Source organism: Paractinoplanes ferrugineus (genome assembly GCF_016862195.1).
In the GTDB taxonomy this organism is placed as follows: domain Bacteria; phylum Actinomycetota; class Actinomycetes; order Mycobacteriales; family Micromonosporaceae; genus Actinoplanes; species Actinoplanes ferrugineus.
Map to the genome: position 1 here is coordinate 39,615 of NZ_BOMM01000044.1, position 18,277 is coordinate 57,891.

The following is an 18,277-nucleotide window of genomic DNA, read 5'->3' on the forward strand; positions in this document are numbered from 1 at the left end:
CCTTCACTGACCTCTCGGTGTTGTTGCCGTCAGTGATCGGCATCTCCGGGGCCGGGTTGACGGTTTGAACTCGGTTGCGCTTCCAGATCTCGAACCGCCTCAGCAACCCCGCCCGGTGACCGAACAGAGGGGGACATGGCTCTCGATAGAAGCCGCTGGTCACGCCGGGTCGGCCTGGTCGCGCTCGGCGGCCTTTTCGGTACCGAACTGGCCCTCGGCTGGCACTCCCTCGCCGGCGCGGTCGGACACCTGCGCGCGCCCCATCCCGGCTGGCTCACCATCGCGGTGCTCGCCGAGATCGCCTCGATGGGCGCGTACGCCCGGATGCAGCGCCGCTTGCTGCTGTCCGCCGGAATCAACCGGCCGATCACCGACCACCTGGCCCTCGCCTACGCCGCCCACTCGCTGAGCGTGACGCTGCCCGGCGGCCCGGCGTTCTCCACCCGCTTCAACTACCAGCAGATGATCAGGTTCGGCGCGACCCCGGCGATCGCGTCCTGGTGCATCGCGCTGAGCGGCATCCTGTCGGCGACCGCCCTGGCCGCGGTGACGACGGCCGGCGCCCTGGCCGCGGGCGGTGCCACGCACTGGCGTCACCTGGCCGCGCTGGGCGTGGCGACGGTGCTCCTGGTGCTCGGCATCCGTCAGGTGATCCACCGGCCGGCCCTGGTGAGCGTCCCGGTCACCTGGCTCAACCGCCTGCGCCGCCGGCCCGCCGCCGACGGTGGCGACCGCGTCAGGTCGTTCGTCGAGCAGTTGCGGTCGGCCCGGCTGCACCCGGGACACGGCATGGCCGCAGCCGTCTTCGCCGTGCTGAACTGGGTGTTCGACGCCGTCTGCCTGTGGCTGTGCTGCCGGGCGATCGGCGACCACGTCAATCTGGCCCCGGTGCTGCTGGCGTTCTGCGCGGCGATGGCGGCCGGCACCATCACGATCATCCCCGGCGGCCTCGGCATCATCGACAGCGCCCTGGTCCTGGGCCTGCTCGCGGGCGGCGTCCCGACCTCGGCGGCGATCGCCGCCGTGGTCCTCTACCGGCTGATCAGCTTCGGCTTCATCATCGGTCTCGGCTGGATCAGCTGGCTCGTCATGCGCCGCCGCACCCTACGCACCGTCTCCGAGGTCGCCTGACCCCTCCCCGACGCGCCGCCCGGGCCCGGGCGAGGCGTTCGGTCGGCTCCTGCTTGAGCATGTCCGCCGGCCGGCCGGCACGTCCCGCGCCGGTGCCGGCTCGCTTGCTCGCAACTCCCGGAAGAAGAGGCCTCCGGACTCGCCGAGACCCCGTTGTCGCGGTCGAAAAGCTCAGCCGGTCAAGGAGCGCAGGGGACGGCCGGCGGCCCGATCTCGAAGGACGGGTCGGGGCCGGTGAACGTGCCGTAGACGCAGACGGCACCGGTCGATGCGCCGAACGACGGCCCCGGGCGCACGACGATGCCACTGAGACCGGCCGAGCTGAGCGCCCGTTTCAGCGCCGCCTCGCCGGGCGGCTGCGCCGAGCCGGCGGTCAGCAGGCTGACCTGCAAACGCAAGACGTGGACGCAATCCTCAGCGCGCGGCACGGCGGCTGCCGGCACCACGCCGCGCCGCGGGACCGGCTTCCGCTGCTCGAGGAGAGCACGCCGAGCCCGCTCCCGCGCGTCGCCGACGCCCGGGGAGGCCGGCGGCGGGGCAGGCAGCGACGCACCGGACACCGCCACTCCCGGCACCGCCACAGCAGGCGGCGCGACCGCACGCGAGGCGGCAGCACGCGGCGACTTCGCTATCGGCGGCGCCCCCGCGCCGGCGGCACAGGTCAGCGTGGCACCGGGGTGGAGGAAACGCGACGAATCGGTCGCGGAGCCCGGCTCGACCGCCAGCACGCTGGCGTCCACGACGACGGTGCTCGGGGGGACGTCGCGCGGCGCGGTGCCCGGCCGGGCGCATCCCGCGAGCAGCAGCGCCACCACGGTCAGGGGCGGGATGAGGGGCACCGGGATGAGGGGCACCGGGATGAGGGCCGGTCGTCGCACGGAGATCAGCCTAGACCTATGTGGACCGATAGCCGGCCGCCTGCAGGGTGAACAACTCGGCGTAGCGGCCACCGACATCCATCAGGGCGGCGTGGGTGCCGGATTCGATCAGAGAGCCCTGGTGCATCACGTATATCTGGTCGGCGTGGATGATGTTGGCGAGCCGGTGCGTGATCAGGATGGTGGTGCGCCGGCCCTGGCGGCTGCGCAGCGCCTGGAACAGGGCGTCCTCGGCGCGCGGGTCGAGTGCCGAGGACGGCTCGTCCATGATCAGCAAGGGTGCGTCGCGGTAGAAGCCGCGGGCCGCGGTGATTCGCTGCCACTGGCCGCCGGACAGGTCCTGTCCGTCTTTGAACGTACGGTCGAGCAGCGTGTCATAGCCGTGCGGCAGCTCCTGGATCATCTCGTGGGCGGCGGCGAGGGCGGCCGCTCGTTCGATGCGGGCCGGGTCGGTGTCGGCGCCGATGTCGCCCATCGCGATGTTGGTGGCCGCGCTGAACGGCCACTTGTGGTGCTCCTGCTGGACGACCGCGATCTGGTTGCGCAGCCCCTCGTTGTCCCAGCCGGCATAGGGGCGGCCGTTCCAGGTCAGATGCCCGGCGGTCGGTTCGCGCAGGCCGGCGATCATCGCGGCCAGGGTGGTCTTGCCGGAGCCGTTCTCGCCGACGAACGCGATCGTCTGCCCGGCCCGGATGGTCAGCGTCATCTCGTCGACGGCCGGCCTGTCGCGGTTCGGGAAGCTCAGCGACACGCCGTGCACGCCCAGCTCGGTGAATCCGTCCGGGTGCGCCGAGGCCGACGTGCCGGCCGGCAGGTAGTCCGCGGCGGTGCCCAGGAACTTGACGTACTCGCTGAAGAACTGCCCCGAGACATAGACCCGGTCGACCTGGAACGTCACCTGCGACAGTGAGCGTTGCGCGGCCTGCACGGCCACCACGCAGGTCGCCGCGGCGGCGAGCGGGATCTGCCCCTGCAGCAGCAGAGTGCCGAGCAGCACGTACACCCCGGTGAGCGCGATTCCGCCGACCGCCGCGCCGATGCTCATGGTCGTGGTGACCCGGCGGGCGACGGCCAGCTCGACCCCCGTCTGCGCCCGCATGACCTGGTCGTAAAGGCCGAGGACAAAGCGCCGGAGACCGTACGATCGGAGCTCCGCCGCCGAGCGCCGCTCCGCCATGAGTGTCTGCAGCACCCATCGCCGGCGCCGCCGGGTGGAGCTGGCGAGGTAGCTCTTGAACTGCTCGTGTCCGGCGCGCAGCGCGGCATAGGCCGTCGGGACGGTCGCGACCAGGAGCGCGAGCAGCAGCAGCGGGTTGATCGCGACCACCGCCACCGTCACCGCGAGCAGGCTGACCACGCCGGCGAACAGGTTCATCGTGTCCTGCACGAGTTCGATCGCCGCCTCGCTGCCCCGGGTGGCGCGTTCCATGTCCTCGTTGAAGGCGTCGTCGTCGAACGCGGCCAGCTCCACAGTGGTGGTCCGCTCGAACAGTTCCCGCTCGGCGACCTGGTGCACCCGCGGCGTCAGCCCGTTGAGCGCATAGCCGACCGCCATGCCGAGCACGCCCCGGACGGCGGTCGCCGCGGCCAGCCACACCAGGGCGGGCAGCGCGGCCCGCACCCGGTCCGGCGTGGGTCCGCCGGCGAAGAGCTCGATCAAGATCCGCTGGGTGGCGAGCAGGCCGAACGCCGCCATGGCGCCGGCTCCCACGGTGGCCAGGGCGACCACTGACGTACGCCATCGGTCGGCTCGCCAGGCCACCCGCACCGCCCGGCCGGCCAGGCCGGGAAGCTCGGTGAACACGGCGATCAGCCCGCTGGACGCCCGGGCCCGCAGGCCCGTCTCCCACCAGGAGGGCCGCAGCTCGGGCAGCACCATGTCGGGTGCTAGCTGGTCGGACCGGGTCGGGGCCGGGCTGTCGCCGGCCCGCATCTCGTCGCTGGTCGTGCTCACCTGCGGGTGCCTCCTCGCGGTGGGGTGGGCCGGCCCCTCCACGGTTCGCACAGCAAACAAGGTCAAACCAATGTAGTTGTCACCTTTCCGACAGACTCAGGCGAAGTACGAGGCGGCCATGTCCTCGTCACCGTGGCCCTTCTCCGCCGCGCGCCGGAACCGCTCGAGGCCGGCGACGGTCTGGTCCAGCCGTACCCCATGGGCCTCGGCCGCGTCGACGATCAGCCGGGCGTCCTTCGCCGCCGTGACCAGCGCGAAGCTCGTCGGCGAAAGCCGGTCGGAGCGAACCAGCCCGGTCTTGAGATGCAGGTACGGCATGTCCAGCGGACCGCCTCTGATCACCCCGAGGAAGTCGTCCGGGTTCACGCCGAGTGCCTCGGCCAGCGCCAGCGCCTCCACCGCCCCGTGCGTGGCGGCCAGCAGCCAGGTATTGGCCACCAGCTTCAGCCGCGTGCCGGCGCCCGCCTCCCCCGCCCACACCGTGCGCGCTCCGACCGCGTCGAAGACCGGCGCAACCGTTTCCCGATGGTCCTCCGGCCCGGACGCCAGCACGATGAGTTGCCCCGCTTCGGCCGGCTCCCGGGTGCCGAGCACCGGCGCGTCGAACAGGACCAGCTCGTGCTCGGCCGCCAGCACACCCAGCTCCGCCACCGTGTCGAGCCCCACCGTCGTCGACTGGACCCAGCACGCCCCCGCCCGCGCCGCCGGCCCGGCCTCGGCCATCACTGCCAGCACAGCCGCCCCGTCGAACAGCATCGTCACAACGACGTCGGCATCCCGAACCGCCTCCGCCGGCGTGTCCGAGACCTCGATCCCGTCTGCCGCGAGCGGTTCCGCTCTGGCCCGCGTCCGGTTCCAGCACCGAACCGCCTGCCCGTCCCGCACCAGACTGCGCGCCATCGCCGCACCCATGATCCCCGTACCCAGCACAGCAACCGTCATGACGCCCTCTTCCTCGTCCGCCCGCCAACGCCTACCCCCAGCCACCCCGATCATGCGGGCGCGGGCGCCGACCTCGGGGCAGCGCCGCCGTGACTTCGATCTCCAGGACGGCGCCGGGCAGGAACAGGCGGCTCACCTCGACCGTGGTGCTGGCCGGGGAGAGGGTCTGGCCCGGGGCGGGGAACAGGCGGCGGCGCACGATGGCATAGGCCGGGAGGTCGTCGAGGCTGGTCATGAAGGTACGGATGTGGGCGACGTCGGCCAGGGTCGCGCCGTAGCCGGTCAGGACGTCCCGGATGATCTCGAAGATGCGCTCGGCCTGGGCCTCGGCGTCGCCCGGGGCGATCACCCGCCCGGCGTCGTCGACCGCGACCTGCCCGGACAGGAAAAGCGTGTCGCCGACGCGGGCGAGGTGGGCGAATCGATCGCCGAACGGCGCGGCGGCGGTGGGCGGGTTGGCCAGGTCTGCGGTCATGTCCGCCAACGTAGGGGCGATGTCGGCATGCCACCAACGACTGCTTCGCCTGGTTGGCATGCGGCTCTAGCATGGGTCGGTGGAAACGCAGCTGTTGCACGTCTTCCGGACCGTTGCCCACCTGGGCTCGATCACGTCGGCCGCCCGGCCGTTGCGGTTCACCCAGTCGGCGGTGTCCCGGCAGGTGGCGGCGCTGGAGGCGGAGCTCGGCGCGCGACTGTTCGACCGGGTGCCGCGAGGAGTCACGCTCACCGAGGCGGGGCGCCGACTCCTGCCGTACGCGGAGGGCATCCTCGACCGGCTCACCGAGGCGCGGCAGGCGGTCGACGCCCTGCGTACCGTCGGCCGTGCCCGCCTTCGGGTCGGCGCCTTTCCCACCGCGGTGGCCGAGCTGGTCCCGCGCGCGCTGGCGACGTTCCGGGCGGCCTATCCCGAGGCGGGGCTGACCCTGGTGGAAGGGCTGACCCCGACCCTGCTGGACCGGGTGGCGGCGGGTACGGCCGACATCGCCGTGGTCAGCGCCTCGCCCGCGGCTCCGCTCGACGCGAGCCGGTTCGCCCTGCGCCACCTGCTCGACGAACACCTGCTGGTGGCGGTGTCGGTGCACCATCGGCTGGCCGGTCGCGAGACGGTGGGCCTGGCGGAGCTGGCCGACGATCCGTTCATCGTCGGCTCGGCCACCGACGAGAGCGCCCTGCTGCACGCGAACCTGCCGGACGGGTTCACACCGAAGATCGACATCGTGGTGGCCGACTGGACCGGCAAGCTCGGCTGCGTGGCCGCCCAGCTGGGCGTGGCCCTGGTCCCGGCGCTGGCGCTGCGGGCGGCACCCGCCGACGTGGTGCTGCTGCGCCTCGACCCGGCCGACGAGCCGACCCGCCAGGTCTTCGCGGCCACACCCGCGGGCCGCCCGCCGTCCCCCGCGGTGCTCGCCTTCCTGACGCACCTGCGCGACGCCGCCACCCGCCACGACCCGACCAAAACCGGCGCGTGAAGGCACGGCTGCGGCGGCGCGGGAGTGGCATCAGCGGGGCGTGGCCGTAGGCCGGCGGGGGCGGTCAGTCGGCGAGGCGGATGGCGAGTTCGATCTGCCAGCGGGTCTTCATGCGCTCGGTGCGGGGGTCGGTCAGGTAGGCCTCGTAGCGGCAGCCGAACCGGTCGCCGGCTGGGGTCTCGGTGACGTCCGGCTCGAGGTCGGCGGCCCGGATCCAGTCGATGAGCATGCCGTGGGCGCGGCGGCCGTGATTGACGTAGGTCATCGTCGCGTAGCGGCCGGCCGGCCGGACACCGGCGCGAACCCGGCCCCGATCCTCAGCAGGCCCGGCGGCAACCGGGCCCGGCCCGGCGGGGTGGTCGGGCAGCAGACCCACCTCGATGTCCATCGGGCCGGCCATGTCGACCACGTGCAGGCGGAACAACAGGATGCCGTCGCCGTACGCGTAAAGCTCTTTCATCAATTCGTCACGCACGGCGAACATGCCCTTGAACGGCGTGACGACTCGGATGCCCAGGTAAGGCCGCGCCGCCTTGGTGACGACGGCGGGTGCCTCGATGATGTCCATCGTTCTCCCTTCGGCGAGGATCGTGTCATGACCGACGGCATGACCACCGCCCCCACGATCGTCGCCGGGACCCTCAGCGGCCGGCCGCAACCGGTGCTCACCACCCCGGGCCTGGTGCTGCGGCCGTGGGCGGACGAGGACGCCGAGACGTTCCTCGGCGCCTATCAGGATGCGGACATCACGCGGTGGCACACGCGGCAGCCGGTCGGGCTCGACGGCGTGCTCGCCTGGTTCGAGCAGTATCGGCGGGACTGGAGTTCGGAGACCGGCGGCCACTGGGCGATCACCCGCGACGGGGACGAGGTGCTCGGGCGGATCACGATGCGCGGGTTCGACTTCTCCGACGGTGTCGCCGGCTGCGCCTACTGGGTGCTGCCGAACGCTCGCGGCGCCGGGCTGGCACCGCGAGCGTTGACCGCCCTCAGCGAGTGGGGGCTGGGCGAGGCCGGCTTCCACCGGCTCTACCTCGAGCATTCCACCCGTAACGCGGCGTCCTGCCGGGTCGCCACCAAGGCCGGCTTCGGGCTGGAGGGCACCAAGCGCAGCGACGCCGTGCACGCCGACGGGCGGCACGACATGCACCTGCACGCCCGCATCCGGGATCAGGACACCCGGAGCTGATCCAGCACGAGGGGGTCGATGGCCCCGGCGACCAGGCGTTCCTCCAGGTTCTCGATACCGGCCCAGTCGGCCAGGGCGGCGTCGAGGTCGGTGGCGGTGTGGCCGGCCCGGGACAGCCGGTCGCGCACCTCCTCGGCGACCACGCCGGTAAGCGGGATCAGGGTGTCCGGGTCGGGGCGTTCGAAGTACAGCGAGTGCATCTCCAGCAGCCGCTGCAGTTCGGCGACCGGGTCGGGGTGGTCGTCCACGCGCAGGTCCACCCAGACGTCACTGGTGCCGCCGTACCCCATGCCCTTCGCCACCACCAGCAGCGCCGCGCTCTGCCGGCCCCGGCGGTCGCCGCCGGCGAGATCGCCCGCCCGCAGCGCCGCGAGCAGCCGGTAGGCCAGCCGGGTCTCCGCCGCCGACGCCTGCCAGGCCACCTCCATGCCGTCCACCACCTGCGGGCCGGCGAGCATGTTGCCCTGGATGGCGTAACCGTCGCCGGCCGTGCCGCCGGCCCACGGGTGGCACTCGCCGCCGGTGAACGTGCCGCCGGCACCGGTCACGCCGACCACGCCGACCTGCCGTTGTTCGATCGGGCCGTCGTCGGCGGCGGTCAGCGCGGTGACTGTCGAGGCGGCGGTGACGCCGGTCGCCAGCAGGGCGAGGGCCTGCGGGCGGTAGGCGAGATTGGCGTACGACTGGGTGGCCACCGCGCCGACCGACGCGAGGGCGGCCGGGACGGCCGCGCCCACCCCGAGGAACTTGCTGGCCACGGCTACCCCGTGGGCGGTGGCGTCGGCGGAGCGGGCCACGATCGAAAAGGTCATGGCGCATTTTGTAACACCGGAGGCGCAGACTGGCGCGCATGGACTGGCTGGCGATCGCATCGGACGCTGAGGTGAGCACCCGGCCGCTGGCGGTGACGGCGCACGGCGTACCCCTCGTGGTGTTGCGGCCGCGGGCCGGCGCCGAGCCGGTGGTGTTCGCGGACCGGTGCCCGCATCGCCTTGTTCCGCTGTCCGCCGCGACCGTCGAGGGCGGCCGGCTGCGGTGCGCCTATCACGGCTGGGAGTTCGACGCGGCCGGGAGCTGTGTGGCGCTGCCGTCGCAGGAGGGGAACCCGCCGCCGCGGGCCGACCTGCCGACGGGGCCGCGGATCCGGGTGCGGGACGGCATGGTGCAGGTCGCGACGGACGACCTGCCGGGCGGCGATCCGGCCGATCTGTTCACCAACGAGGACCCGTCGCTGGCGTACGCGTGGCATCCGATCGGCATCGCCGGGGTCGACGACGTGTCCGAGGTGGAGCTGCTGGGGCGCCGTTACCGGCCGGACCGGGAGCACACCCAGGAACGCTGGGGGCTGCTCTGGCTCGCGCCGGAGAAGCCGCTCACTGAGCTGTTCGACGATCCCGATCACGACGACGAGAACTACGTCGGAGCTTGGCTCCCACCCGCGCGGAGCAAGGCGTCGGCGGGCATCGTCGCCGACAACTTCCTCGATGTGGCCCATTTCCCGTTCGTGCACGCCAGGACCTTCGGTGCGGCGGCGGAGAAACTGGTCGAACGGTACGAGGTGACCGAGGAGCCGTGGGGCTGCCGCAGCGTGCAGGAGCAGTGGTTCGACAATCCGGCGGATCCCGAGGTGCTCGCCGGCCGGCGGTCGTCCCGACAAAGGCGCCGAGCGACCTATGTGTACAGAGCGCCGTTCCAGCTTATGCTGCGCCTCGAGGAGCTGGACGCGGGCGCGGTGAAGACGATTCTGTTCTTCGCCCAGCCGGAATCGCGGTCCAGCACCCGGATCTACACGAAGATGCTGTTCCACGGGATCGGCGGGGTGGCCGATCCCACGCCCGACGTGCTGCGTTCCGAGCTCGCTTTCGAGGAGGCGGTGCTGACCGAGGACCTCGAACTGCAGCGAACACTGCGGTTGCCCGGTCTGCCGCTGCGCATGCGTGACGAGCTGCACGTGCGCGCCGATCTGCTCGGGGTGAACCTGCGCCGGGTTCTCCGACGTTTCCAAGATGCAGTCGCGCCCGCCGCCGCCCTCGGCGGAGCGCCGACCAGGGACTGAACGCCGATCTCGGCGCCCGGTTCCGCAAGTGCCGCGGGCGGCGACCCGGTGGTTGCCGCGACCGGGCCCGCCCGCGGCCTTTCTCAGGCGGCGCGTTTGAGGGTCGGCAGCGCGCACAGTTCGGCCAGATCGGCGGCGAGGCGCACGGGATCGGCGTCCGCGTCCAGGTTCAGCACCGACGCCGGGTCCAACGGCGGCACCCCGACGTGCGAGATCAACGGATGGTACGGCCGCCGGTCGACCTCGCCCGCCCCGAACAGCACCTCGCTCAGCTTCTCCCCCGGCCGCAACCCGCTGTAAGTGATCTCCACCGGTTTCGGCGCGAGCTGGTTCATCTGCTTGGCGAGCTCGGCGATCCGCACCGGCTCACCCATCTCCAGCACGAGCGCCTCACCGTCGCGCCCGATCGCGGCGGCCTGGATGACCAGCTGCACGGCCTCCTGGATGGTCATCAGGTAGCGGGTGACGTCCGGGTGGGTAACGGTGATCGGGCCGCCGCCGGCGATCTGTGCGGCGAACGTGGTCAGCACCGACCCGCGGCTGCCGAGCACGTTGCCGAAGCGTACGGAGAGGAAGGTTCCCGCACTTCGCCGTGCCTGATCGGCGGTGAGCCGTTCGGTGACGCGTTTGGTGTAGCCGAGCACGCTCACCGGGTCGGCCGCCTTGTCGGTGGAGATGTTGACGAACCGCTCCACCTCGCCGGCCGCCTCGAGGACGGCGAGCGTGCCCCAGATGTTGCTCTTCACCGCCTCGCCCGGGTAGCGCTGGAGCAACGAGAGGTGTTTCAGCGCGGCCGAGTGGAAGACCACCTCCGGTTTCCGGGTGCGGAAGATCTGCCGCATCCGGTCGGCGTCGCGCACCGACGCCAGCACCAGTCCCGGGTCGGTGAGCTGGGCCTGCGGGTCGAGCGTGAGCAGCACGGCGTGCAGGGCCGACTCGTCGCGGTCCAGCATGATCAGCTCGGCCGGCTGGAAACGGTGGATCTGCCGGCACAGCTCGGAGCCGATCGAGCCGCCCGCCCCGGTGACAAGCACCCGCTTGCCGGTCAGGTAGCCGGCGATGGCGTCGAGGTCGGTGTCGATCTGGTGCCGGCCGAGCAGGTCGGTGACGTCGGGCTCGCGCAGGTCACGCACGCCGACCTCGTGGTCCAGCAGCTCCGCCACCGACGGCACGACGAGGAACCGCGCGCCGGCCGAGGTGGTGATGTCCCGGATGGCGCGCACGAGTTCGGCGTTCGAGTTGGCCACGGCGAAGACCACGGTGGTCGCGCCGGTACGTTCGAGGAGCGCCGGGATGTCGGCCTGGTTGCCGAGCACGGGTACGCCGTGCGGATGCAGCCGCCGCTTGCCGCGATCGTCGTCGACCACCCCGATCGGCAGGTACCGCCCGTTGGGGTCGGTGAGCATCGACTGGAGCAGCCGGCGCCCCGCCGAGCCGGCCCCGAACACCAGGACCCGGGCGGCGACGCGCGCGTCGGGACGGGAGCGGGCGTCCTCGCGCAGCCGCCACAGCAGCCGCACCCCGAGCATCAGCACGATCGCGGCGAACCCGCCGACGACCGGCGCCCCGGCCGGCACGGTCACGTCGGTCGCCCACATGTCGGCCAGCAGCAGCACCGCGGTGTTGAGCAGGGCGATCCGGATCAGGACGCGGATCTCCTCGATCGAGCCGAACGCGTGCCGGCCGCGGTAGAGGTGCAGGACCTGACCGGCGACGATCTGCATGGCGACCGCGACCACCAGGACCGGGGCGAGCCCGGCCAGGTGCCGGGTTTCGAGGTCGAACTCGTACCGGGCGAGCATGGCGGTGTAGAGGCCGGTCACCCAGGCGAGGCAGTCGACCGCGGGCGCCGCCACCCACCACGGGAAGCGCCGCGCATGCCTTTTCACATCGGTCACAGCGGCACCTCCCGGACCGTCTTCCCAATTGCGAAGCGTAATCGACCTGATGTCCCCCGGAAGAAGTTTGGGATATCGCCGCGTGCCGCTGCCGAGGGCGCCTAGTTTGATCGTGAAGGCGTGATCGTCGGAGGGGAGCGCGCGTGGAGATACGCGACTACCTCCGGGTGGTGCAACGACAGTGGTGGGTGGTTGCCGCCACGATTCTGGTCGCGCTCGGTGTCACCCAGGTGATCAACAAGCGGACCACCCCGGAGTATGCGGCGTCAGCCGTCTTCTTCCTGTCCAGCGCCCGGGACGGGACCTCCTCGGTGCTCGAGGGATCGCTGTTCGTCTCGGCTCGCCTGAAAACCTACACGGAGCTGCTGACCGGCGATCAAATGGTCCGGGAAATTGCGTCGGCGACGAATTCCGGACTGACCACGGAGGAAATCGAGGACCGCATTGCGGTGATCACCGACGGCGGTAGCGTATTGCTGACGGTAACGGTCACCGACAGCGTTCCGGCCCGCGCTTCGGCAATCGCGAACGCCATTGTCGCCCGCTTTCCGCCGCTGGTGAAAGAACTCGAGCAGCGCGCCGACCCGGCCGGACCGGCGATCGTCGCCGAGATCGTCCAGCCGGTGCTGCTCGACCCCGAGCCGGTGTCGCCGCGGCCGCTGCACAACGACGCCCTCGCGGTCGCGGTCGGGCTGCTGATCGGCGCCGCGATCGGGGTGATCCGCGAGGTCTGCGACAACTCGATCCGGCTCGCCGGGGTGCTGCCCGACCTGACCGGCACGCCGGTGCTGGCGCTGATCCCGATCGACCGCAAGGCCCGCGGGGAGGCGGGCCCGTTCGTCTCGGACAGCCGCTCGCCACGCGCCGAGGCGTTGCGCCAGCTACGCACCAACGTGCAGTACGCGGACCGCGAGCACCCGGTGAAGATCCTGGCCGTGACCAGCGCGATGCCCGGCGAGGGCCGCTCGTCGACGGCGTGCGGGCTGGCGATCCTGTTCGCCGAGGCGGGCCAGAAGGTGCTGATCGTCGACGCCGAGTTGCGCCGCCCCCGGCTCGCCGGGTTCCTGGGCCGGGAGGGCTCGGCCGGGCTGACCACCGTGCTCGTCGGGGCGGCCTCGCTCGACCAGGTGCTCCAGCCGTGGGGCGCGGGACTGTGGCTGCTGGCCAGCGGGCACCGGCCGCCCAACCCCAGCGAGCTGCTCGGCTCGGCCCGGATGGGCGAGCTGATCGACGAGCTCCGCGACCGCTTCGACAAGATCATCTTTGACTCGCCGCCGCTGCTGCCGGTCACCGACGGCGCGGTGGTGGCGGCCCGCGCCGACGGGGCACTCCTGCTCGTCCGCGCCCGCAAGACCACCGCCACCCAGGTCACCGCGGCCGTCCGCGCCCTGGCCGCGGTCGACGCCCGGCTGCTCGGCCCGGTCTTCAACATGGTCGCCGCCCCGCGTAAGCGACTCGGGCTGCCGGTCAGCGCCGACACCTCGGGCCCGCCGCTGCCCCCGGCGCCGCGCCCCGGCGGCTGGAACCTGGCCGTGCTGAGCGGTGCGCTATGAGCCGCCTGCCGTTCCTCAGCGTGGTCATCCCGTGCTGGAACGAGGCCGGTTTCGTGGCCGCGTTCCTCGACTCGGTGCTGGCCAACGACTACCCGGCGGACCGGATGGAGGTCCTGCTGGTCGACGGGATGAGCACCGACGGCACCCGGGAGATCGCGGCCAAGTACGAGGCCCGCGAACCCCGCCTGCGAGTCGTCGACAACCCCGGCCACAGCAAGCCGGTCGCTCTCAACCTCGGCATCCTCGAGTCCCGCGGCGACGTGATCATCCGGCTCGACGTGCACGCCGTCTACCAGAAGGACTACCTGCGCCGCTGCGTGCAGGGCCTGGTCGCGCACCCGGACGCGGACAACGTCGGCGGCGTGCGCCGGGCCGAGCCCCGCGACGAACGGCTGCTCAGCCGGGCCGTCTCGCTGGCCAACACCCATCCGCTGGCGGCCGGGAACGCGAAATACCGGATCGGCGCGGCCGGGCCCAAGTGGGTCGACACCGTCTTCGGCGGGTGCTACCGCCGGGCGGTCTTCGACCGGATCGGGCTGTTCGACGAGCGGCTCGACCGCACCCAGGACCTCGAGTTCAACCAGCGGCTCCGGGCGGCCGGCGGCAAGATCCTGCTGATCCCGGACATCGTCTGCACCTACTACCCGCGCGGCGACTGGAAGCAGTTCGTCACGTGGACCTACAACTCGGCGTACTGGGCGTTCAAGGGCAGCCGCACGGTCGGCCGGTGGATCGGGTCGTGGCGCAACTGCGTGCCGCTCGGCTTCGTCGCCGGACTCGCCGGGGCGGCCGTCCTCGGTCCGCACTCGAAGCTGGTCCGCCGCGTCGCCGGCACCGTCCTCGGCACGTACGGGGTGCTGGTCGTCGGCTCCGCCGGCCGGATCGCGGCGCGCGAACGCGAGCCCCGGCTGCTCGTCGTCATGCCGGTGGTCTTCTTCGCCACCCATGTCAGCTACGGCCTCGGGTCCGCCGTGGGCCTGCTCGATCCGGCCGGCCGGCGCCGATGACGACGTCGGTGCGCACGAGGCCGGTCCGCGAGGCACCGGTCTACGAGGCCGCGAAACGCGCGACCGACATCGTGGTGTCCGCGGTCGGCCTGCTCGCCGTCGCCCCGCTGGGCGCGGCCATCGCCTGGCGGGTCCGTCGCGAGGACTACGGCCCGGTCATCTTCCGCGGCCTGCGGGTCGGTCGCCACGGCCGTACCTTCCGCATCCTGAAGTTCCGCAGCATGGCGATCGGCGCCGACCAGCTCGGCCTGCACGTCACCCCGGGCGACGACCCGAGCCTCACCCCCACCGGCCGGTTCCTGCGCCGGTGGAAGCTCGACGAGCTGCCCCAGCTGGTGAACGTGCTGCGCGGCGAGATGAGTCTCGTCGGGCCGCGGCCGCCCACGGTCTGGGACGCCGAGCACTACGACGAACAGCAGAAACACCTGCTTGACGTACGGCCGGGGATCACCGACTGGGCGTCCATCCGCTACCGCAACCAGGACATGCTGATCGAGGGGCGGGCCGATCCGCACGTCGCGTACTTCGAGATGATCCGCCCCGGCAAGCTGGACCTCGCCATGGCGTACGTGCAGAACCGAAGTTACGTCGTTGATCTTGGGATTCTCGGGTTGACCGCCCTGGCCCTGCTGCGCCACCCGCGCACCGACGAACTGCTGCAACGCATGGTGACCTCGGTCCGGGCCCGCGTCTGAGACCGTGCCGGCGCCCCGCCTCCTGGCCCGCGTGCCCGCCAAGGTGCGGCAGGACTACCTCGCCACGTTCCTCGCCCACTGGCTGACGCTCGCCTCCGGCCTGCTGCTGTTCCACCTCGTCGCGGTCCGCGCCGGGGTGCTCGGCTTCGCCTACTACCAGATCGCCCGCGGCGTCGTCTCCACCGTGCAGCCGCTCGCGCTGTTCGGACTGGCCCAGGCACTGCACCGATACCTCCCCCGGGCCGGCCGGCGGGTCGGCCTGCTGGCCCGCCAGGCGTTCCTGCTCGAGGTCGCCACCCTCAACGTGCTCGGTCTGCTCACCATCGCGCTCGCCGACGACATCGGCCGGCTGTTCCGCATCGGCGGCGGTGCCGAGGTGCGCGCCGTGCTGGTGATGACCGCCGGGAACTGCCTGCTCACCGCGGCGGTGGCGGCCCTGCGCGGCACCGGCCGGGCCGGCCGCTCGAACCTCGCCTCGCTGGCCGGCTACGGCCTCGTGCCGATCCTCGCCTTCGCCGTCACCACCCGCATCGACGTCTTCCTCATCGTGCAGGGCGCGGCCATGGCCGCCCTGGCCTGGTGGGTCGTCGGGATGGCCGGCGACCCGGTCGGGACCAACCCCCGGCCCGCGCCGCCCCTGCGCGTGCTGGTCCGCTACGGCCTGCGCCGTACGCCCGGCGACATCGCGCTGCCGGGGCTGTTCGCCTTCCCGACGTTCTTCGTGGCGAGCACGTCACCCAGCCCCGCCGACGTCGGCTACATCGGCTTCGCCGGATCGGCGATCACGCTGATCTGCTCGCTCTTCGGCATGCTCTCGCCGGTCCTGCTGCCCCGTCTCAGCGGCCACGCCGACGCCACCGCCGCGGCCGGGCGCGGGTTCGGCGCCGAACTGGCCCGCGGGCTACGACTGCTGCCGTTCGCCGCGGCCGGCGTGGCGGCGGTGATCAGCCTGGTGTTCGTGGTCGCGGCCACCCCGGTGCTGCGCTCGTTCCTCGGCGCCTCGTTCGTCGGCGGCGAGGACGTCGTGCGCTTCGGGGTGCCGGTGTCCATCCCGCTCGCCATGTTCTACGCGGCGCGGCCCACCATCGACGCGCTGCGGGAGGCGCCGGTGACCGCCGGGCTGCTCGTCGGCTGCCTGGCCGCCGAGGTCCTGTGCACCCTGGGCGCGTCCCTGGTGCTGCCGGCCCTGCCGGCCGCGCTCGTCGGCTTCTGGGTGGCGGCCCTGCTGCTCGCCGGGTCCTCCTACGTCACGCTGCTGTACGCGTTCCCGACCACGGCCCGGAAGTCGCAACCGTGATCGACCGGCCGCGGCCCAGCCCGATCATCGTCACGGCCGCCTTCGTCGCCACCCTGGCCGGGCACTTCACCCTCACCCGGATCGGCCTGTCGGTGCCGGTCCTCAACGACGTACGCGTGCTGTTCTTCTCCGCCGTCCTGATGGCGTTCGCCCTGGAGATCCACCACGCCGGCTTCCACCCGCTGCACACCGACTCGGCCCGGCGCACCCTGCAGCCCGTCCTCCTGCTGTTCGGCTACCAGCTGATGTCGGCCGCGTGGGCGCCGCCCAACGCGGTCATCAACGACGTGATGGGTGACCTGATCGCGATGGTCGTGCTGGTCGTCGTCTACACCGCCCTCGCCGAATGGGACCGCGACCGCGTCGTGGTCGTCACCATGTACCTCCAGTACGCCGCTGCCTGGCTGTACTTCGTCTACTCGGCGTCCGGGCACGGTCGCACGGCGGCCGGCCGGTGGGCGGCCTTCGGCGGCGGACCCAACGTCTACGTACGCGTCGAGGTGCTCGGCATGATCGCGGCGGCGTACTTCTACTTCCGCAGCGGCGGCAAGTTCGCCTGGCTGGCCGCCGCACCGCTGTTCCTGGTCGGCGCGATCGCCTCGGGCTCCCGGGGCGGCCTGGTCGCGCTCGGCATCATCGTGGTGCCGGCGTTTCCCAGCCTGGTCCGGTTCATGCGGCGGCACGGCGCGCTCAAGCCGCTGTCCACGCTGCCGATGGTCGGCGCCGTGGTCTGGCTGCTGTTCGGCGACCAGATCATGCTGCTGATCAACAACCGTTACCTGGCCACCACCCTGCAACAGCGGCACACCTCGGACCGGGACGTGCTCTACGAGAAGGGCTTCTGGTTGTTCGTCGAGAGTCCGGTCTTCGGCGTCGGCGTGCACGGCTTCTACGCCATCACCAATCTCGGGCCGGGCGAGAAGTACGTGCACAACCTGCCCCTGGCGGTCGCGGCCGAGGGCGGGGCGGTGGGCGTACTCCTGCTGCTCCTGGCGTTCTGGTCGATCCGCGCGGAATACGCCCGGACCCCCAAGCCGGAGCGGTCCCGGCCGGCCCGGGCCGCCGCCTACTGCGCGATCTACATCCTCGGCGCGAGCCTGTTCTCCGGCGACTACTACGACCACCGGCTGATGTGGATCTTCTTCCTGCTCGCCACGGTCAGCCCCGCAGGTAGGCGAGGACCGCCCGCACCCGCCGGTGATCCTCGCCGTCCGGGGGCAGGTCGAGCTTGGTGAGCACGCTGCCGATGTGCTTGGCCACCGCTGCCTCGCTCACCACCAGCGAGCGGGCGATCGCCGTGTTCGAGCGGCCCTCCGCCATCAGCGCGAGCACCTCCCGCTCCCGCGCGGTCAGCAGGCTCAGCGGATCCTTGCGCCGGCCCAGCAGCTGGCGGACCACCTCCGGATCCACCACCGTGCGCCCCCGCCCGACCGCCTCGAGCGCGCCGACGAACTCGGTCACGTCGCCGACCCGGTCCTTCAGCAGATAGCCGATGCCGGCCTCCTTGCCGGAGTCGAGCAGCTCGGCCGCGTAGGTGGGCGCCACGAACTGGCTGAGCACCACCACCGGCAGGGCCGGATCGGTGGCGCGCAACGCGATCGCCGCCCGCAGGCCCTCGTCGCTGAACCCGGGCGGCATCCGCACGTCGGTCACCACGATGTCGGGGCGGTGCTCGGCAACCGCCCGAAGCAGCGCCTGCGCGTCACCCACGGCCGCGACCACGTCATGGCCGAACCGCCGCAGCAGACCCGCGACACCCTCCCGGACGAGGATGCCGTCCTCGGCGATCACGACCCGCAACGCGCGCTCCCCTCCTCGGATGCCCCGTCAAGCTACCGGCCCGGACGATTGACCGCGGCCCGGCGGGGTACGCGCCGCACATGGCCACGAAGAAGCAGACCTCGAACGAACTCGACGCCGACGAGCGCAGCGCCATGCCGGACAGCGCCTTCGCGTTTCCCCGGCTACGCAAGGAGCCGCTCAGCGACGCCCGCCACGTACGGAACGCGATCGCCCGCTTCGACCAGGTCAAGGACGTCTCCGACACCGAGCGGGACGAGGCCTTCCGGCGGATCGAGAAGGCGGCGGCCAAGTTCGGCGTCGAGATGACCGAGACGAGCTGGCACGAACTTGGCAAGCCCTGAGCCTTCCGGACGCGGCCGGCTCCACGAAAGGGACGAAATACTCGATTGATCTACCGTTAGTGAC

18 protein-coding genes are annotated in these 18,277 nt (G+C 72.1%); 10 read left to right on the forward strand and 8 right to left on the reverse strand.

What is annotated here, in order from left to right:
• Window positions 1-135: 135 nt before the first annotated feature.
• On the forward strand, window positions 136-1,131 hold the full coding sequence (locus tag Afe05nite_RS23520; RefSeq protein WP_203819338.1) for a lysylphosphatidylglycerol synthase transmembrane domain-containing protein: 996 nt from the start codon (window positions 136-138) through the stop codon (window positions 1,129-1,131).
• Between the two features lie 179 nt (window positions 1,132-1,310).
• Here the strand turns inward: Afe05nite_RS23520 and Afe05nite_RS23525 are convergent, their stop codons facing one another.
• From Afe05nite_RS23525 to Afe05nite_RS23540, 4 genes are all read right to left on the reverse strand, one after another.
• Window positions 1,311-2,009: a hypothetical protein gene (locus Afe05nite_RS23525; protein ID WP_203819339.1), complete on the reverse strand. Its 699-nt coding sequence runs from the start codon at window positions 2,007-2,009 to the stop codon at window positions 1,311-1,313.
• A gap of 16 nt (window positions 2,010-2,025) precedes the next feature.
• Complete coding sequence (locus Afe05nite_RS23530; RefSeq protein ID WP_438868712.1) at window positions 2,026-3,963, reverse strand: ABC transporter ATP-binding protein; 1,938 nt, start codon at window positions 3,961-3,963, stop codon at window positions 2,026-2,028.
• A 96-nt stretch (window positions 3,964-4,059) separates the two neighbouring features.
• Complete coding sequence (locus tag Afe05nite_RS23535) at window positions 4,060-4,905, reverse strand: NAD(P)-dependent oxidoreductase (RefSeq protein WP_203819340.1); 846 nt, start codon at window positions 4,903-4,905, stop codon at window positions 4,060-4,062.
• Between the two features lie 31 nt (window positions 4,906-4,936).
• The gene (locus Afe05nite_RS23540) at window positions 4,937-5,380 is read right to left on the reverse strand and encodes a RidA family protein (RefSeq protein WP_203819341.1); all 444 of its coding nucleotides are present in this window, start codon (window positions 5,378-5,380) and stop codon (window positions 4,937-4,939) included.
• Window positions 5,381-5,459: 79 nt separating this feature from the next.
• Between Afe05nite_RS23540 and Afe05nite_RS23545 the strand changes: the two genes are divergently transcribed.
• Entirely contained in the window at window positions 5,460-6,374 is a 915-nt protein-coding gene (locus Afe05nite_RS23545; protein WP_203819342.1) for a LysR family transcriptional regulator, read from the forward strand.
• Window positions 6,375-6,438: 64 nt separating this feature from the next.
• On the opposite strand, the gene Afe05nite_RS23550 is transcribed toward Afe05nite_RS23545, so the two are convergent.
• Window positions 6,439-6,942, reverse strand: a complete 504-nt coding sequence (locus Afe05nite_RS23550) for a GyrI-like domain-containing protein (RefSeq protein ID WP_203819343.1) — start codon at window positions 6,940-6,942, stop codon at window positions 6,439-6,441.
• Window positions 6,943-6,969: 27 nt separating this feature from the next.
• On the opposite strand from Afe05nite_RS23550, the gene Afe05nite_RS23555 reads away from it, so the two are divergent.
• On the forward strand, window positions 6,970-7,563 hold the full coding sequence (locus Afe05nite_RS23555; protein WP_203819344.1) for a GNAT family N-acetyltransferase: 594 nt from the start codon (window positions 6,970-6,972) through the stop codon (window positions 7,561-7,563).
• Here Afe05nite_RS23555 and Afe05nite_RS23560 read toward each other — a convergent pair.
• Entirely contained in the window at window positions 7,545-8,375 is an 831-nt protein-coding gene (locus Afe05nite_RS23560; RefSeq protein WP_203819345.1) for a DUF1028 domain-containing protein, read from the reverse strand. The genes Afe05nite_RS23555 and Afe05nite_RS23560 overlap by 19 nt on opposite strands.
• A gap of 38 nt (window positions 8,376-8,413) precedes the next feature.
• Here Afe05nite_RS23560 and Afe05nite_RS23565 point away from each other — a divergent pair, with 38 nt between their 5' ends.
• Window positions 8,414-9,619, forward strand: coding sequence for a Rieske 2Fe-2S domain-containing protein (locus Afe05nite_RS23565; RefSeq protein WP_203819346.1), 1,206 nt, complete (start codon window positions 8,414-8,416; stop codon window positions 9,617-9,619).
• A gap of 83 nt (window positions 9,620-9,702) precedes the next feature.
• Here the strand turns inward: Afe05nite_RS23565 and Afe05nite_RS23570 are convergent, their stop codons facing one another.
• Window positions 9,703-11,517 carry a nucleoside-diphosphate sugar epimerase/dehydratase gene (locus Afe05nite_RS23570; RefSeq protein ID WP_239118141.1) on the reverse strand — a complete coding sequence of 605 codons (1,815 nt, stop codon included), beginning with the start codon at window positions 11,515-11,517 and terminating at the stop codon, window positions 9,703-9,705.
• Between the two features lie 143 nt (window positions 11,518-11,660).
• Between Afe05nite_RS23570 and Afe05nite_RS23575 the strand changes: the two genes are divergently transcribed.
• The 5 genes from Afe05nite_RS23575 to Afe05nite_RS23595 are packed head-to-tail and all read left to right on the forward strand — an operon-like array spanning window position 11,661 to window position 17,304.
• Window positions 11,661-13,070: a tyrosine-protein kinase domain-containing protein gene (locus tag Afe05nite_RS23575; protein WP_239118142.1), complete on the forward strand. Its 1,410-nt coding sequence runs from the start codon at window positions 11,661-11,663 to the stop codon at window positions 13,068-13,070.
• Window positions 13,067-14,077, forward strand: coding sequence for a glycosyltransferase family 2 protein (locus Afe05nite_RS23580; RefSeq protein WP_203819347.1), 1,011 nt, complete (start codon window positions 13,067-13,069; stop codon window positions 14,075-14,077). Before Afe05nite_RS23575 ends, Afe05nite_RS23580 begins: the two co-directional genes overlap by 4 nt.
• 8 nt (window positions 14,078-14,085) lie before the next feature.
• Window positions 14,086-14,772, forward strand: a complete 687-nt coding sequence (locus tag Afe05nite_RS23585) for a sugar transferase (RefSeq protein ID WP_239118143.1) — start codon at window positions 14,086-14,088, stop codon at window positions 14,770-14,772.
• A gap of 4 nt (window positions 14,773-14,776) precedes the next feature.
• The gene (locus tag Afe05nite_RS23590) at window positions 14,777-16,069 is read left to right on the forward strand and encodes a lipopolysaccharide biosynthesis protein (RefSeq protein WP_203819349.1); all 1,293 of its coding nucleotides are present in this window, start codon (window positions 14,777-14,779) and stop codon (window positions 16,067-16,069) included.
• Window positions 16,066-17,304: an O-antigen ligase family protein gene (locus tag Afe05nite_RS23595; RefSeq protein WP_203819350.1), complete on the forward strand. Its 1,239-nt coding sequence runs from the start codon at window positions 16,066-16,068 to the stop codon at window positions 17,302-17,304. The genes Afe05nite_RS23590 and Afe05nite_RS23595 overlap by 4 nt, the downstream gene beginning before the upstream one ends.
• On the opposite strand, the gene Afe05nite_RS23600 is transcribed toward Afe05nite_RS23595, so the two are convergent.
• A complete protein-coding gene (locus tag Afe05nite_RS23600) occupies window positions 17,228-17,869 on the reverse strand; it encodes a response regulator transcription factor (protein ID WP_203819351.1) in 642 nt (213 codons plus the stop codon). The genes Afe05nite_RS23595 and Afe05nite_RS23600 overlap by 77 nt on opposite strands.
• An 80-nt stretch (window positions 17,870-17,949) precedes the next feature.
• On the opposite strand from Afe05nite_RS23600, the gene Afe05nite_RS23605 reads away from it, so the two are divergent.
• The gene (locus Afe05nite_RS23605; protein ID WP_203819352.1) at window positions 17,950-18,213 is read left to right on the forward strand and encodes a DUF6582 domain-containing protein; all 264 of its coding nucleotides are present in this window, start codon (window positions 17,950-17,952) and stop codon (window positions 18,211-18,213) included.
• The last annotated feature ends 64 nt before the right edge of the window (window positions 18,214-18,277 follow it).